The 14,810-nt window shown below is 66.1% G+C and carries 14 protein-coding genes; 9 read left to right on the forward strand and 5 right to left on the reverse strand.

Annotated features, from left to right (window positions below; translation table 11 throughout):
• Window positions 1–20: 20 nt before the first annotated feature.
• Together ribD and nrdR are read right to left on the reverse strand one after the other, a co-directional pair.
• Window positions 21–1,154, reverse strand: coding sequence for a bifunctional diaminohydroxyphosphoribosylaminopyrimidine deaminase/5-amino-6-(5-phosphoribosylamino)uracil reductase RibD (gene ribD / locus AC1RGE_RS29685; RefSeq protein ID WP_072444894.1), 1,134 nt, complete (start codon window positions 1,152–1,154; stop codon window positions 21–23).
• A complete protein-coding gene (gene nrdR / locus AC1RGE_RS29690) occupies window positions 1,151–1,615 on the reverse strand; it encodes a transcriptional regulator NrdR (RefSeq protein ID WP_019095943.1) in 465 nt (154 codons plus the stop codon). Before nrdR ends, ribD begins: the two co-directional genes overlap by 4 nt.
• Window positions 1,616–1,744: 129 nt before the next feature.
• Between nrdR and AC1RGE_RS29695 the strand changes: the two genes are divergently transcribed.
• From AC1RGE_RS29695 to trxA, 3 genes are all read left to right on the forward strand, one after another.
• Complete coding sequence (locus AC1RGE_RS29695; RefSeq protein WP_011063740.1) at window positions 1,745–2,203, forward strand: hypothetical protein; 459 nt, start codon at window positions 1,745–1,747, stop codon at window positions 2,201–2,203.
• Entirely contained in the window at window positions 2,200–2,856 is a 657-nt protein-coding gene (locus tag AC1RGE_RS29700; RefSeq protein WP_053154128.1) for a class I SAM-dependent methyltransferase, read from the forward strand. The genes AC1RGE_RS29695 and AC1RGE_RS29700 overlap by 4 nt, the downstream gene beginning before the upstream one ends.
• A 62-nt stretch (window positions 2,857–2,918) precedes the next feature.
• Complete coding sequence (gene trxA / locus AC1RGE_RS29705) at window positions 2,919–3,791, forward strand: thioredoxin (protein ID WP_011063742.1); 873 nt, start codon at window positions 2,919–2,921, stop codon at window positions 3,789–3,791.
• An 83-nt stretch (window positions 3,792–3,874) separates the two neighbouring features.
• Here trxA and AC1RGE_RS29710 read toward each other — a convergent pair whose 3' ends face one another.
• On the reverse strand, window positions 3,875–4,216 hold the full coding sequence (locus tag AC1RGE_RS29710; RefSeq protein ID WP_145714323.1) for a hypothetical protein: 342 nt from the start codon (window positions 4,214–4,216) through the stop codon (window positions 3,875–3,877).
• 134 nt (window positions 4,217–4,350) lie between these two features.
• Here AC1RGE_RS29710 and AC1RGE_RS29715 point away from each other — a divergent pair, with 134 nt between their 5' ends.
• From AC1RGE_RS29715 to AC1RGE_RS29735, 5 genes are all read left to right on the forward strand, one after another.
• Window positions 4,351–4,959 (forward strand): DUF2796 domain-containing protein, encoded by a 609-nt coding sequence (locus tag AC1RGE_RS29715; RefSeq protein WP_011063744.1) that lies wholly within the window; start codon window positions 4,351–4,353, stop codon window positions 4,957–4,959.
• Window positions 4,960–5,020: 61 nt separating this feature from the next.
• Entirely contained in the window at window positions 5,021–5,731 is a 711-nt protein-coding gene (locus AC1RGE_RS29720) for an ABC transporter ATP-binding protein (RefSeq protein ID WP_492585532.1), read from the forward strand.
• Window position 5,732: 1 nt separating this feature from the next.
• Window positions 5,733–6,998: an ABC transporter permease gene (locus tag AC1RGE_RS29725; RefSeq protein ID WP_492585533.1), complete on the forward strand. Its 1,266-nt coding sequence runs from the start codon at window positions 5,733–5,735 to the stop codon at window positions 6,996–6,998.
• A gap of 25 nt (window positions 6,999–7,023) precedes the next feature.
• Complete coding sequence (locus tag AC1RGE_RS29730; RefSeq protein ID WP_026019988.1) at window positions 7,024–7,545, forward strand: DUF3299 domain-containing protein; 522 nt, start codon at window positions 7,024–7,026, stop codon at window positions 7,543–7,545.
• Between the two features lie 167 nt (window positions 7,546–7,712).
• Window positions 7,713–8,411, forward strand: a complete 699-nt coding sequence (locus tag AC1RGE_RS29735; RefSeq protein ID WP_011063748.1) for an OmpW/AlkL family protein — start codon at window positions 7,713–7,715, stop codon at window positions 8,409–8,411.
• A 59-nt stretch (window positions 8,412–8,470) separates the two neighbouring features.
• Here AC1RGE_RS29735 and AC1RGE_RS29740 read toward each other — a convergent pair whose 3' ends face one another.
• Both AC1RGE_RS29740 and AC1RGE_RS29745 read right to left on the reverse strand, forming a co-directional pair.
• Entirely contained in the window at window positions 8,471–9,400 is a 930-nt protein-coding gene (locus AC1RGE_RS29740; protein WP_041752620.1) for an NAD-dependent epimerase/dehydratase family protein, read from the reverse strand.
• On the reverse strand, window positions 9,393–10,277 hold the full coding sequence (locus AC1RGE_RS29745) for a sugar nucleotide-binding protein (protein ID WP_036995925.1): 885 nt from the start codon (window positions 10,275–10,277) through the stop codon (window positions 9,393–9,395). The genes AC1RGE_RS29740 and AC1RGE_RS29745 overlap by 8 nt, the downstream gene beginning before the upstream one ends.
• A gap of 190 nt (window positions 10,278–10,467) precedes the next feature.
• On the opposite strand from AC1RGE_RS29745, the gene AC1RGE_RS29750 reads away from it, so the two are divergent.
• Window positions 10,468–14,754, forward strand: a complete 4,287-nt coding sequence (locus tag AC1RGE_RS29750) for a DEAD/DEAH box helicase (protein ID WP_174395171.1) — start codon at window positions 10,468–10,470, stop codon at window positions 14,752–14,754.
• Window positions 14,755–14,810 lie beyond the last annotated feature (56 nt).

A 14,810-nucleotide genomic window follows, 5' to 3' on the forward strand; every position in this document is an offset into this window, starting at 1 on the left:
GGGTAGGCGAAAGTCGGGAATTATACGCTCGCTGGCGGGGCCGGGATGGCAGTGACTCGCCAGTCATCGCCCACCGCACGCATTTCTATGATCTTCAGCAATGGCGCCTGGCTCATCTGCGCCAGCGGCCAGTCCAGCAACGGCCGCGCAGAGGAGCCGAGGAACTTGCCGGCGACGAATATCTGGTACTCGTCCACCAGGCCCTGCTGGGCAAAGGCCCCGGCCAGGCGTGGGCCGGCTTCCACCAGCACTTCGTTGACCCCACGGGCCGCCAGCTCCAACAGCAGGCGACGCAGATCCACCTGGCCATCGGGGCCGGGAACAATCAGGCATTCCGGGCCGTTGGCGTATTGCTCTTCCACCGCCGCACAAGTGGCAACCAACGCTGGGCCTGCCTTGAAGAATGGCGCATCCAGAGGCACCCGCAGGCGGCCGTCGATCAGCACCCGCAGCGGCGGCCGGCTCATGGCCAGGGCGGTCTGCTCGGCATCCAGGCCCAGTTCGGCGGCGCGCACGGTCAGCCGCGCGTCGTCCGCCAGCACCGTGTCGGCGCCGGTCAGTACCACGCTGGACTCGGCCCGCAGGCGCTGCACTGCAGAGCGCGCCGCAGGGCCAGTGATCCACTGGCTCTCGCCACTGGCCATGGCGGTGCGGCCATCCAGGCTCATGGCCAGCTTGACCCGCACATAAGGCAAGCCGTGCTCCATGCGTTTCAGAAAGCCTTTATTGATCGCCCGCGCCTCGCCTTCCAGCACACCGCCATGGGTGTCGATGCCGGCCTGGGCCAGGCGCTGCAAGCCACGGCCGGCCACTTCCGGGTTGGGGTCCTGCATGGCCGCGACCACCCGTGCCACACCGGCATTCACCAGGGCGTCGGCGCAGGGCGGCGTACGCCCGTGATGGCTGCAGGGTTCGAGGGTCACATAGGCGGTGGCGCCACGGGCCAGTTCACCGGCCGCGCGCAGGGCATGCACCTCGGCATGGGGCTCGCCGGCCCGCACGTGCCAGCCCTCGCCCACCACCTGGCCGTCGCGCACGATGACGCAGCCGACACGCGGGTTGGGATGGGTGGAGTAGCGGCCCTTGCGCGCCAGTTCCAGAGCACGGGCCATGTAGTGGGCGTCGAGGACCGCTTGCTCGGCAGGCTGGCTCATTGCTTGGCCGGCTCACGGGCGAGACGGTCGATCTCTTCGCGGAATTCGTTGAGGTCCTGGAAACGGCGATAGACCGAGGCGAAGCGGATGTAGGCGACTTCATCGAGCTTCTGCAGCTCGGTCATCACCAGCTCACCCACGACCAGCGACTTGACCTCGCGCTCGCCGGTGGCCCGCAGCTTGTGCTTGATGTGCACCAGCGCCGCCTCCAGACGCTCGACACTCACCGGGCGTTTTTCCAGGGCGCGCTGCATACCGGCGCGCAGTTTTTCTTCGTCGAAGGGCTGACGGCTGCCGTCAGTCTTGATCAGGCGCGGCATCACCAGTTCGGCGGTTTCGAAGGTGGTGAAACGTTCACCACAGGCCAGGCATTCACGCCGGCGGCGCACCTGTTCGCCCTCGGCGACCAGACGCGAGTCGATGACCTTGGTGTCGTTGGCACCGCAGAAGGGACAGTGCATGGTGGCAGGCAACAAAAAAAGGGAGGGCCATGGTAGCGCATCCCACTGGCAAGACAAGCCATAGCCTTTACGGTATACAGACCGACTATTATGTTTCGCACACGGAAATTCGCCTTGTTGGAGCTTCAGATGCCGCTCAGACCGCTCGTTCTGCTCAGTCTTGTCAGCCTGTTGGTCGCTTGCAGCAGCGATGCGCCAAAAACCGCGGCCCCCTCCACTTCACAGCAGCAGGCGGTGAAAAAAAATCAGGAACCGGCCGATCCAGGCCCCTTGCCGGCCTACCAGCGCGAGTTGAGTGGCACCCTCGAGGGCGTACCGGCCGGCGCCGATGTCGAGCTGGCCCTGCTGGTGATCGATGAGCGCGGCCGTCCGCAACGCCTGCTGGCCAGCAGCAACCTGAGCGGCACCAGCCAGGCCCTGCCGTTCCGCCTGCGCTTTGCCACCGAAGCCTTTCCGGCCGGAGCCCGGGTCGAACTGCGCGGCCGCGCCAGCCAGTCCGGCCAATTGATCCTGCACCTGCCGGCCCAACGCATCGACCAACCCACCAGCCAGGCCCTGGGCCAACTGCAATTTGTCAAAGCCCCATGAATGTCCCGCTCGACCTGCAAGCTGCCCTCAGCGAACTGCTGGGGGACGCGCGACTGGTAGCCTGCGAGCTGCCCGATACCACACTGAAGCTCTGGCTGATCGACGCCGACAACATGGACCGCGCCTTCACCCCGGAAGAAACCCGGCGCATCCTCCACGAGCCGCCCTACTGGAGCTTCTGCTGGGCCAGCGGCCTGGCCCTGGCGCGCTACCTGGCCGAGCAGCCGCATTGGGTCGCGGGCAAGCGGGTGCTGGATTTCGGTGCCGGTTCCGGCGTGGCGGCGATTGCCGCGGCCAAGGCCGGGGCCCGGGAAGTGGTGGCCTGTGACCTTGACCCGCTGGCCATTGCCGCCTGCCGGGCGAATGCCCGACTCAATGGCGTCGAGCTGAGCTATTCCATGGATTTCTTCGCCGAGGCCGACCGCTTCGACCTGATCCTGGTGGCGGACGTGCTCTACGACCGGGCCAACCTGCCGCTGCTGGACCAGTTCCTCAGCCGTGGCCGCCAGGCCCTGGTGGCGGATTCCCGCGTACGGGACTTCCAGCACCCGCTCTATCAGCGCCTGGAAATGCTCAATGCCCTCACCCTGCCCGACCTGGCCGAACCCTGGGAATTTCGCAACGTGAGCCTCTATCACGCACAGCGGCGATAGCGATTTTCAGCCTCCCGACCAGCCTTTATAGTGGTTCCATTCCCGCTTATTCGAGATACCCCATGAGTCAGGAAACGCCCTACATCTTCGACGCCCGCACCGCTGATTTCGACCAGTCGGTGATCGAGAATTCCTTTCACAAGCCGGTCCTGGTGGACTTCTGGGCCGAGTGGTGTGCGCCCTGCAAGGCGCTGATGCCGATGCTGCAGCAAATTGCCGAGAGCTATCAGGGCGAACTGCTGCTGGCCAAGGTCAACTGCGACATCGAGCAGGACATCGTCGCCCGCTTCGGCATCCGCAGCCTGCCCACCGTGGTGCTGTTCAAGGACGGCCAGCCCGTAGACGGCTTTGCCGGTGCGCAACCGGAATCCGCGGTGCGGGCCATGCTCGAACCCCATGTGCAGATGCCGCCACCGCCGGCCGCCGATCCGCTGGAACAGGCCGAAGCCCTGTTTGCCGAAGGGCGTATCGGCGATGCCGAGGCCCTGCTCAAGGTGCTGCTGGGCGAAGACAACAGCAACGCCAAGGCGCTGATCCTCTACGCCCGCTGCCTGGCCGAGCGTGGCGAGCTGGGTGAAGCCCAGACCGTGCTCGACGCGGTCAAGAGCGATGAGCACAAGGCGGCCCTGGCCGGAGCCAAGGCGCAGATCACCTTCCTCAAGCAGGCCGCGGACCTGCCGGACGCCGCCGAGCTCAAGGCGCGCCTGGCCAAGGACCCGCAGGACGATGAAGCGCTGTACCAACTGGCGATCCAGCAACTGGCGCGCCAGCAATATGAAGCGGCGCTGGAAGCCCTGCTCAAGCTGTTCATGCGCAACCGCAGCTACAACGAAGGCATCGCCCACAAGACCCTGCTGCAAGTCTTCGACCTGCTGGGCAACGACCACCCGCTGGTGACCGCCTACCGCCGCAAGCTGTTCGCCGCCCTGTACTGAGCCGGCTGGTGCAGGAGCTGGCTTGCCAGCGAAAGCGTTCTGACAGGCCGAACGCGTTCGCCAGCAAGCGGGCTCCTGCAGGGTCATTGCACCCAGCTGTAGATCGGCGTATCGGCGCCGCTCACCACCTTGACCTCGGCGCAGTGGCGCAAGCGCACCAACAAGCGCTTGCCTGCCGCCGCGCTACCGGCCAGCCCTTCCAGTTGCGCCAGCAACTCCGGCCCGCTGAGCTGCCCGGCCTTGCGCAGCAACTCCTTGGTGGTCTGCCACAGGGCATCGTCCTGGCTGGCCGGCTTCGCCGCCACCGCGACGCTCTCAGGCTTGGCCGCCTGCAACTGCGCACCCAGTTGCGCCCAGTCGCCTTCGTCCAGTTCCAGGGTCAAATCCACCGGCCAGTCGCCGATGCTTCCACGAATCCGCAACATTGCTGTGCTCCTGAATTTTTCTGACGAGCATGCTCCCACGCGTCTTGCGCAACGCCAAGCTGACGGTCAAACTCAGTGGCCGATTGTTATAAGATCACATAACATTTATTTCATCTTCGCTCCGGAGACTTGCTATGCGCCGTCTGCTACTCGCCCTGCCGTTCGCCCTGTTGCCGCTGGCCGCCGCCCAGGCCGCGCAAGCCCATGATCACGAGCATGAACATGGCAGCCTCGGCGCCCACGAACATGGAGTCGGCCGTTTAAACGCAGTGCTCGACGGCCAGACCCTGGAACTGGAGCTGGAGAGCCCGGCAATGAACCTGGTGGGCTTCGAACACGCTCCGAGCACCGACGCCGACAAGGCCAAGGTGGCTGCCGCCCGCACCCAGCTGGAACAGCCGCTGGTGCTGTTCAGCCTGCCCAAGGCAGCGGCGTGCGTGGTAGCCAAGCAGGAGCTGGAGAGCCCGCTGTTCGGCGACAAGCCCGATGCCGATGATCACGATGACGACGACCACGACGAAGATGCCAAGGACACCGCTGGCCACGAGCATCACCATGAGCACAGCGAGATCCACGCCCACTACCAGTTCACCTGCGCCAAGCCGGATGCCCTGAAGACCCTCGATCTGGGGCAGGTCTTCAAGACCTTCCCCGCCACCCAGAAAATTCAGGTACAACTCATTTCGCCGAATGGCCAGCAGGGCGTCGAAGCCAGCGCCACGGCGGCAACCCTGAAGTTCTGAGCGACAACCCTGTAGCCGCTGCCTTCGGCGGCTACAACACTCATCCGATGATCGACCCGACATGACCCAAGCACTTATCGAACTGTCCAACCTGGGCTTCAACTGGCCCGGTCATCCACCGTTACTGGACATCCCGGACTTTCGCCTGGAAGCCGGCGAAACCCTGTTCCTCAAGGGCCCCAGCGGCAGCGGCAAGACCACCCTGCTGGGCCTGCTGGGCGGCGTGCAGAAACCCAACCAGGGCAGCATTCGCCTGCTGGGCCAGGAGCTGACCGAGCTTTCGGCCGGCGCCCGCGACCGCTTTCGCGTCGATCACACCGGCTACATCTTCCAGCAGTTCAACCTGCTGCCGTTTCTCTCGGTACGCGAGAACGTCGAGCTGCCCTGCCACTTCTCCAAGCTACGGGCCGGCCGCGCTGCACAGCGCCATGGCAGCGTCGACCAGGCCGCAGCCACCCTGCTGGCCCACCTGGGGCTGAAGGACCCGGAGCTGCTCGGCCGCCGCGCCGATTCGCTATCCATCGGCCAGCAGCAGCGGGTCGCTGCGGCCCGGGCGCTGATCGGCCAGCCAGAACTGGTGATTGCCGACGAACCGACTTCGGCGCTGGACCACGACGCACGGGAAGCCTTCCTCCAATTGCTGTTCGCCGAATGCCGTGAAGCCGGGGCCAGCCTGCTGTTCGTCAGCCACGACCAGAGCCTGGCAGCGCTGTTCGATCGCAACCTGTCGCTGGCCGAACTCAATCGCGCCGCCAAGCCCGCAGAGGTCTGAGATGTATCTGTTCCGTCTAGCCATGGCCAGCCTGGCTAACCGTCGCTTCACCGCGATCCTCACGGCCTTCGCCATTGCCCTCTCGGTCTGCCTGCTGCTGGCGGTGGAGCGGGTGCGCACCGAAGCCCGGGCCAGTTTCGCCAGCACCATCAGTGGCACCGACCTGATCGTCGGCGCCCGCTCCGGCTCGGTGAACCTGCTGCTGTACTCGGTGTTCCGCATCGGCAACGCCACCAACAACATCCGTTGGGACAGCTTCGAGCACTTCGCCAACAACCCGAAGGTGAAATGGGCGATCCCGATTTCCCTCGGTGACTCCCACCGTGGCTACCGGGTCATGGGTACCACCGACGCCTACTTCCAGCACTACCAGTACGGCCACCAGCAGAACCTGCAACTGGCGGTGGGCCGGGCCTTCGCCAGCGACCCCTTCGAAGTGGTGCTGGGGGCCGAAGTCGCCGATGCCTTGCACTACAAGCTGGGGGACAAGCTGGTACTGGCCCATGGCGTGGCGGCCATCAGCCTGGTCAAGCACGACGACAAGCCCTTCACCGTGGTCGGCATTCTCAAGCGCACCGGCACCCCGGTGGACCGCACCCTGCACATCAGCCTGGGCGGCATGGAGGCGATCCACATCGACTGGCACAACGGCGTGCCGGCCCGTGGCGAGGGGCGCATCAGCGCCGACCAGGCGCGCAACATGGACCTGACGCCACAGGCCATCACCGCCTTCATGCTGGGCCTCAACAGCAAGATCTCGACCTTCGCCCTGCAACGGGAGATCAACGAATTCCGCGGCGAGCCGATGCTGGCGATCCTGCCCGGCGTGGCCCTGCAGGAACTCTGGAGCCTGATGGGCACCGCCGAGAAAGCCTTGTTCGTGGTGTCGCTGTTCGTGGTCCTGACCGGCCTGATCGGCATGCTCACGGCGATCCTCACCAGCCTCAATGAACGCCGGCGGGAGATGGCCATCCTGCGCTCGGTGGGCGCGCGCCCCTGGCACATTGCGACCCTGCTGATCTTCGAAGCCTTCGCCCTGGCGCTGTTCGGGGTGCTGGCCGGGCTTGGCCTGCTGTACCTGGGCATCGCCCTGGCCCAGGGCTACGTGCAGTCGAACTACGGCCTGTACCTGCCACTGTCCTGGCCCAGCCAGTATGAGTGGACGCTGCTGGGCGGTATTCTGATCGCCGCGCTGCTGATGGGCAGCGTGCCGGCCTGGCGCGCCTACCGGCAATCCCTGGCCGATGGCCTGTCGATTCGTTTATGAGCCCTGGTTTATGAAGACCCAACGCTTGCTGCGCTCTCTGCTTGCCCTGTCGCTGCTGTTCAGCTCGCCGCTGTGGGCGGCGGGGGCTCCGAAGGACCTGACCTGGTCGGAAATGATCCCGCCGGACGCGCCGCCGGAAGTGCCGAACATGAAGCCGCTGCACGACCTGTCGCAGATGAGCGATGCGCTGTCCGCCGAATCGGCTCCCGCTGCCAAGCAGGACCTGCCCAATGCCCCGGTGGTGAAGAGCCTCGACGGCCAATCGGTGCGCCTGCCCGGCTACATCGTGCCCCTGGAAGTGAGCGAGGAAGGACGCACCACAGACTTCCTGCTGGTGCCCTACTTCGGCGCCTGCATCCACGTACCGCCACCGCCGTCGAACCAGATCGTCCACGTCACCAGCGAAGTCGGGGTGAAACTCGATGAGCTGTACCAGCCGTACTGGATCGAAGGCGACATGCAGGTCAAGCCCTCCACCAGCGAGCTGGCGGATGCCGGCTACCAGATGGCGGCGCAGAAGATCTACGTCTACGAGTTGCCGGAGTAAAAGAGTGCGGGCGGGCGACGCCCGGGGAACGTCAAAAGAGTGCGGGGCAAAAGAATAGTTCACCCCGCCAACCGGGGTTTGCCATTTCATTGAGCTGAGTCAAGGCGGTCAACTTGACGATCCTTACCATTGGACATAGCCAATCTGAATCGTCCTTTGGAGCTCCCATGCACAAGTCTCTGCTTAGCGCCTCCCTGATCGCGCTCGCACTCGCCGCCCCGATTGCCAACGCCCACGAAGCTGGTGACATCATCGTTCGTGCCGGTGCGATTACCGTCAAACCCAAAGCCAACAGCTCCGACGTCAAGGTCGACAGCGGCCCACTGGCTGGCGCCAACCTGGGCGGCAAGGCGACCATGGACAGCGACACTCAGCTGGGCTTGAACTTCGCCTACATGCTGACCAACAACATCGGTATCGAGTTGCTGGCCGCCACCCCGTTCGAACACGACGTGAAGATCCGCAACACGTCCCTGGCTCCGGCCAACGGCAAGCTGGGTACTCTCAAGCACCTGCCACCGACCCTGAGCGTGGTGTACTACCCGCTGGACCACAAGTCGGTGTTCCAACCCTACGTCGGTGCCGGTATCAACTACACCTGGATCTACGACGAGCACGTCGGCAGCCGCGCCCAGTCCGAAGGTTTCGACAACTTCCGCGCCAAGAACTCCTGGGGCCTGGCCTGGCAGATCGGTGCCGACTACATGCTGACCGACAACATCATGATCAACGCCCAGGCACGCTACATCGACATCGATACCCGCGCCTACGTGGACAACAACGCCCTGGCCGCCGGCACTCGTGCCAAGGTCAATGTGGACGTCGACCCATGGGTCTACATGGTGGGCCTGGGTTACAAGTTCTAAACCCGCCAGCAATAAAAAAGGCGCCTTGCAAGGCGCCTTTTTCATGTGCGTGTTTTCCCTCAGCGCCCCATCAGGCGGGCGAGGCCGACGCTCATCGGGGTCGGTTCGGGGAACTTGAAGCGCTGCAGCAGCCGCTGGTTGCCAGCCCGCGAATGGCGGATATCGCCCGCCCGAGCCGGGCCGTAGCTGATGGGTGGCAAGGCACCCACCACCTCGGCCAGGGCCGCGAGCATCTGCTTGAGGGTCGTGGCCTGGTTCAAGCCAACGTTGACCGCTCCCACTTCCAACTGCGGCGCCTCGATGGCCTGCACCAGCACCTGAACCAGATCGCCGACGTAGACGAAATCCCGGGTCTGCTCGCCATCGCCGAACACGGTGATCGGCAAGCCTTGCTGGGCCCGTTCGCTGAAGATGCTGATCACCCCGGAATAGGGCGAAGAGGGATCCTGGCGCGGGCCGAAGATGTTGAAGAAGCGAAAGATCGCCGGTTCCAGCCCGTGCTGGCGCCGGTAGAAATCCAGGTAGTACTCGCTGGCCAGCTTGTCCGAGGCATAAGGGGTCAGCGGCGCCTTGGCCGTGTCCTCGTCGATGGACTGGCCTTCCCCGTTGTTGCCATACACCGCAGCGCTGGAAGCGAACAGCACTCGCTTGACGCCGTGCTCACGCATGGCCTCACAGACATTCAGGGTACCGATGAAATTGCTCTGGTGGGTCTGCACCGGGTCGTCCACCGAGGCCTGCACCGAAGCCACCGCTGCCAGGTGCGCCACAGCGCAGCAGCCTTGCATGGCCTGGCTGACCAGCGACGCATCGGCCACATTGCCCTCGATCAGCTCGACCCGCGGATCAGCCAGCGGCAGGTTGCTCGGTTTACCGGTGGACAAGTCGTCCAGCACCCGCACCGCGTAGCCCTTGGCGAGCAGGGCATCGGCCAGGTGCGAGCCAATGAAACCGGCACCGCCGGTGATCAATACGAGGCCTTCAGCCATGACGATAAAACCTATCCAGTAAAGCCGGGAGCGCGGCACGCCAGGCGCGCGGCTTGATCCCGAAGGTATGAAGGATTTTCTTGCAGGCCAGTACTGCGTGCTGCGGTTCCTCGGCGGCATCGGCGCTGGCGGCATGGGCCTGGGCGGTCGGCGCCTCGATGGCCAGCGGGTGCAATTGCCGGGCTTCGGTCAGCACCGCCTGCCCCAGGGCCAGGGGCGTGGTCGCTTCCTGGCCGGCGTAGTGGTAAGTGCCCCAAAGCGGCGCGGCGCAATCGAGCTGCTTGAGCACCGAGATGATCACCCGCGCGGCATCGTCCACCGGGGTCGGATTACCCCGCCGGTCGTCGGCCATCAACAGTTCGTCCGGGGATTCGGCCCGGGCCAGGAAACGCCCGAGAATACCGTCCGGGCTGTCATCCAGCAGCCAGCCGAAACGCAGCAGCACGTGCTGCGGGCAGGTGGCGCGAACGCTTTGCTCGATACGCCACAGAGCCTGGCCGCGCAGGCCCAGGGGCACCGGCTCGTCCTTTTCGCTGTAGGCAGTCGCCCGGGAGCCGTCGAACACCCGGTAGCTCGAAGGTTGCAGGAGGATGATGTTGTGATGCTGGCAAAGCTCTGCCAGGCGCTCGACCGCCCGTTCCTGGCCGCTCAAGCGCGCCTCGCTCACGCTCTCCGCCTGAAACCAGTCGAAGTAGTAAGCCAGGTTGATCAAGGCATCCGGGCGGGTGTCGTCGAGCAGTTGCGTAAGGCTCGCGGCATCCCAGCCGTCTTGCGGCGGACGGGGGGCGAGGAAACCGATGTCTTCCTCCGCACCCAGGCGAATCAGCGCCTGCCCAAGGGCATTTCCGCCGCCCAGTAACATAAGGCGCATTCGCATAGAGTCAGCAGGCCCAGTCTGTTCAGAACGATGGTTGGAGTCGGCCAGTCTCGTGGGGCTGGCCGTCGATAATTGCCGGAATCGTTGCATTTTGCGGGTTTGTGGCGCAAGCGTCACTCAGAAAGTGTCGAGGCCCCCATGGAATCAACGGTGCTTGCAAGTTGCCGGGTGCGGCCGCATAAATCCATCCATGAACCTTGCCCAATCCGTGAATCCGGTGCTGGACGGCTTCCACCCCGCTGTCAGCGCCTGGTTCAAGCATACCTTTGCCGCTGTGACCCCGGCCCAGGCCCGCGCCTGGCCGCTGATCGCCCAGCGCCGCTCGACCCTGATCGCCGCGCCCACCGGCTCCGGCAAGACCCTGACCGCCTTTCTCGCGGTGATCGATGACCTGGTGCGCCAGGGGCTGGCCGGCGGTGGCCAGCTGCCGGACGCCACCCTGGTGGTGTATGTGTCGCCACTCAAGGCCTTGAGCAATGACATTCAGATCAACCTGCAGCAGCCACTGGCGGGCATCACCGAGCAACTGCGCCGCATGGGCCTGCCGGAACTGTCCATCAGCACCGCGGTGCGCACCGGCGATACCCCGCAGAAAGACCGCAACGCCATGCGCAAGAGCGCGCCGCAGATCCTCGTCACCACCCCGGAATCCCTCTACGTGCTGCTGGGCTCGGATTCCGGCCGCAGGATGCTGGCCAGCACCCGCAGCGTGATCGTCGACGAAATCCACGCCCTGGCCGGCAGCAAGCGCGGCAGCCACCTGGCCCTGAGCCTGGAACGCTTGCAGGCCTTGTGCGCCGAACCCTTGCTGCGCATCGGCCTATCCGCCACGCAGAAGCCCATCGAAGCCGTGTCGCGCTTTCTGGTGGGCCACGGCCGCCCTTGCGAAATCGTCGATATCGGCCACGCCCGGCCCCGGGACCTGGACATCGAAGTGCCGCCGGTGCCGCTGTCGGCGGTCATGGCCAATGACGTCTGGGAGCTGGTGTACGAGCGCCTCGCCAACCTGGCCAGGGAACACCGCACCACGCTGATATTCGTCAACACCCGGCGCCTGGCCGAGCGCCTGGCCCGCCACCTCAGCGAGCGCCTGGGCAAGCAGGCGGTGGCCGCGCACCACGGCAGCCTGGCCAAGGAGCAGCGCCTGGAAGCCGAGCAGCGGCTCAAGGCCGGCGACCTGCAAGTGCTGATCGCTACCGCTTCCCTGGAGCTGGGGATCGATATCGGTGATGTCGACCTGGTGTGCCAGATCGGCTCGCCGCGCTCGATCTCGGCCTTTCTGCAGCGGGTCGGCCGCTCCGGTCACCAGGTGGGCGGCACGCCCAAGGGCCGGTTGTTCGCCCTGACCCGCGACGACCTGATCGAATGCGCCGCCCTGCTCGACTGCGTGCGCCGGGGCGAACTGGACACTCTACTGATTCCCCATGCCCCCCTGGATGTGCTGGCCCAGCAAATCGTCGCTGAAGTCAGCTGCCAGGAGTGGTCGGAAGCCGCGCTGCTGGACATGCTGCGCCAGGCCGCGCCCTACGCCGACCTGGATCAGGCCCACTACCAGGCGCTGTTGCAGATGCTCGCCGAGGGCTTCAACGGGCGCCAGGGCCTGCGCAGCGCCTACCTGCACCGCGACGCCCTGGCCCGCACCCTGCGCGGGCGCCGAGGCGCCCAACTGACCGCGCTGACCAGCGGCGGGACCATCCCCGACAACGCCGACTACAGCGTGCTACTGGAGCCCCAGGGGCTGAACATTGGCAGCGTCAACGAAGACTTCGCCGTGGAAAGCATTGCCGGCGACGTGTTCCAGCTGGGCAACACCTCCTACCGTATCCTGCGGGTGGAAACCGGCAAGGTGCGGGTCGAGGATGCCCAGGGCCAGCCGCCGAACATTCCCTTCTGGCTCGGCGAAGCCCCCGGGCGCAGCGCCGAACTCTCCAGTGCCGTGGCGCGCCTGCTGGCCCAACTCGACGAGTTGCTCGGCGCCACGCCCGGCCAGTTGCAAGCGGCCATCCACTGGTTGCACCACGAACTGGGCCTGAACCTGGCCAGCGCCGAGCAACTGGTGGATTACCTGGCACCGGCGCGCCTGGCTCTGGGCGCGCTGCCGTCCCAGGACACGCTGATCATGGAGCGCTTCTTCGACGAGTCCGGCGGCACCCAACTGGTGATCCACAGTCCCTTCGGCAGCCGCATCAACCGCGCCTGGGGCCTGGCCCTGCGCAAGCGCTTCTGCCGCACCTTCAATTTCGAATTGCAGGCTGCCGCCAGCGAGGACGCGATCGTCCTTTCCCTGTCCACCAGCCACAGCTTCGCCCTGGACGAGGTCTGGCGTTACCTGCACAGCAACAGCGCCGAACACATCCTGGTCCAGGCGCTGCTGGACGCACCGCTGTTCGGCGTGCGCTGGCGCTGGAACGCCGGAGTGGCGCTAGCCCTGCCGCGCTACAGCGGCGGGCGCAAAGTGCCGCCGCAGATCCAGCGCATGAAAAGCGAAGACCTGATCGCCAGCGTGTTTCCCGACCAGATCGCCTGCCTGGAAAACCTGGCCGGCGAGCGCGAGATTCCCGACCATCCGCTGGTGGAGCAGACCCTCGACGACTGCCTGCACGAAGCCATGGACAGCGAAGGCTGGTTGAACCTGCTGCGGCGCATGGAACAGGGCCAGGTGCGCCTGCTCAGCCGCGAACTGCCGGCGCCCTCGCCCCTGGCGGCGGAAATCCTCAGCGCCAAGCCCTACACCTTTCTCGATGACGCGCCCCTGGAGGAACGCCGTACCCAGGCGGTGCTGGCCCGGCGCTGGAGCGACCCGCAAGCCACCGACGACCTGGGCGCCCTGGATGCCGAAGCGATTGCCGCGGTGGCCGCCGAAGCCTGGCCAGCCCCGGCCAGTGCCGATGAAATGCACGAAGCGCTGATGAGCCTGGCCTGTATCAGCGAAGCCGAGGCCCAGGCCAACCTCCACTGGCCCGAGTGGCTGCAAGCCCTTTCCAGCCAGGGCCGCGCCTGCCGCTTGCAGGCCGGCCCGGGCGGCGGCTTGTGGCTGGCCCTGGAGCGCATCTGCTGTCTGCGGGCGCTGTACCCTCAGGCCGCCTTGCAACCCGCGCTGCAACCGGTGCCCGGTTTCGACCAGGCCTGGGAGGCACAGCCGGCCCTGGTGGAGCTGATTCGCGCCCGCCTCAGCGGCTTCGCTCCCCTGACCCTGGCGCAGATCGCCGCGCCCCTGGGCCTGCCCGCTTCCAGCATCCACCAGGCGCTGATCCAGCTGGAGAGCGAAGGTTATGTGCTGCGGGGGCGCTTCAGCCCTGGCGGCGATGAAGAACAATGGTGCGAACGTCACCTGCTGGCGCGGATCCACCGCTACACGGTGAAGCGCCTGCGCCGGGAAATCGAACCGGTGGCCTTGCAGGATTTCATGCGCTTTCTGTTCGACTGGCAGCACCTGTCGCCGGGTACCCAGGGCCAGGGCAGCGCCATGCTGGCCGAGGTGGTCGCGCAGTTCGAAGGCTACCCCGCAGCGGCCTCGGCCTGGGACAGCGACCTGCTGCCGGCGCGCCTGAAGGATTACTCCGCCAGTTGGCTGGATGACCTGTGCCGCAGCGGCAAGGTGGTCTGGAGCCGGATCAACAGCAGCGGCAAGATCGCCGCCAGCGCCCTGCGCAGCACTCCCATCGTGTTGCTGCCCCGGGCCCGCGTGGCGCTCTGGAACGCCCTGACCTGCCCCATCGACAGCAGTGACCTGTCACCCAAGGCGCAGAAGGTTCACGCCGTACTGAGCCAGCTGGGCGCACTGTTTTTCGATGAACTGCTGCAGGAAGCCCACCTGCTGCGCAGCGAACTGGAAACCGTGCTGCAGGAACTGGTAGGCGCCGGATGGGTGAACGCCGACAGCTTCGCCGGGCTGCGGGCCCTGATCACCCCGGCCAGCAAGCGCCAGAACCGCAGCAGCCGACGGGGTCGCGGCGCCTTCGTCGGAGGAATGGACGACGCGGGGCGCTGGGCCTTGTTGCGCCGCGCCGCCAGCGAGGATAGCGCCGCCACCCTGGAGCACGTGGCCATGACCCTGCTACGCCGCTATGGCGTGGTGTTCTGGCGCCTGCTGGAGCGCGAGGCCGACTGGCTGCCCAACTGGCGCGATTTGCTGCGTACATTCCATCGCCTGGAAGCCCGCGGAGAAATCCGCGGCGGGCGCTTCGTCAGCGGCCTGGCCGGCGAGCAGTTCGCCCTGCCGGAAGCCATCCCGCTACTGCGCGAAGTGCGCCGCCGGCCCCATGACGGCAGCCTGATCGCGGTGTGCGGCGTCGACCCGCTGAACCTTGCCGGGACCCTGCTGCCCGGGCCCAAGGTCCCGGCCCTGAGCGGCAACCGCCTGGTGTTCCGCGACGGCCTGCCGGCGGCCGCCGACATCGGCGGCACCCAGCACCTGTGGCTGGAGCTGGAACCCCAGGCCGCCCAGGCCCTGCGCAACAAGCTCATCCGGCACTGACCTCCCCCCGTAGGAGCCGGCTGCCGGCGAAAGGGCCCGAAGCCCTGAGCCACATC

It is taken from the genome of Pseudomonas sp. GW823-FHT02C05 (genome assembly GCF_058797595.1).

What these genes read in the sequence shown, in the direction of transcription:
- ribD (WP_072444894.1), bottom strand. Translation starts at nt 1,154, where the DNA reads ATGAGCCAGCCTGCCGAGCAAGCGGTCCTCGACGCCCACTACATGGCC.
- nrdR (WP_019095943.1), bottom strand. Translation starts at nt 1,615, where the DNA reads ATGCACTGTCCCTTCTGCGGTGCCAACGACACCAAGGTCATCGACTCG.
- AC1RGE_RS29695 (WP_011063740.1), top strand. Translation starts at nt 1,745, where the DNA reads ATGCCGCTCAGACCGCTCGTTCTGCTCAGTCTTGTCAGCCTGTTGGTC.
- AC1RGE_RS29700 (WP_053154128.1), top strand. Translation starts at nt 2,200, where the DNA reads ATGAATGTCCCGCTCGACCTGCAAGCTGCCCTCAGCGAACTGCTGGGG.
- trxA (WP_011063742.1), top strand. Translation starts at nt 2,919, where the DNA reads ATGAGTCAGGAAACGCCCTACATCTTCGACGCCCGCACCGCTGATTTC.
- AC1RGE_RS29710 (WP_145714323.1), bottom strand. Translation starts at nt 4,216, where the DNA reads ATGTTGCGGATTCGTGGAAGCATCGGCGACTGGCCGGTGGATTTGACC.
- AC1RGE_RS29715 (WP_011063744.1), top strand. Translation starts at nt 4,351, where the DNA reads ATGCGCCGTCTGCTACTCGCCCTGCCGTTCGCCCTGTTGCCGCTGGCC.
- AC1RGE_RS29720 (WP_492585532.1), top strand. Translation starts at nt 5,021, where the DNA reads ATGACCCAAGCACTTATCGAACTGTCCAACCTGGGCTTCAACTGGCCC.
- AC1RGE_RS29725 (WP_492585533.1), top strand. Translation starts at nt 5,733, where the DNA reads ATGTATCTGTTCCGTCTAGCCATGGCCAGCCTGGCTAACCGTCGCTTC.
- AC1RGE_RS29735 (WP_011063748.1), top strand. Translation starts at nt 7,713, where the DNA reads ATGCACAAGTCTCTGCTTAGCGCCTCCCTGATCGCGCTCGCACTCGCC.
- AC1RGE_RS29740 (WP_041752620.1), bottom strand. Translation starts at nt 9,400, where the DNA reads ATGGCTGAAGGCCTCGTATTGATCACCGGCGGTGCCGGTTTCATTGGC.
- AC1RGE_RS29745 (WP_036995925.1), bottom strand. Translation starts at nt 10,277, where the DNA reads ATGCGAATGCGCCTTATGTTACTGGGCGGCGGAAATGCCCTTGGGCAG.
- AC1RGE_RS29750 (WP_174395171.1), top strand. Translation starts at nt 10,468, where the DNA reads ATGAACCTTGCCCAATCCGTGAATCCGGTGCTGGACGGCTTCCACCCC.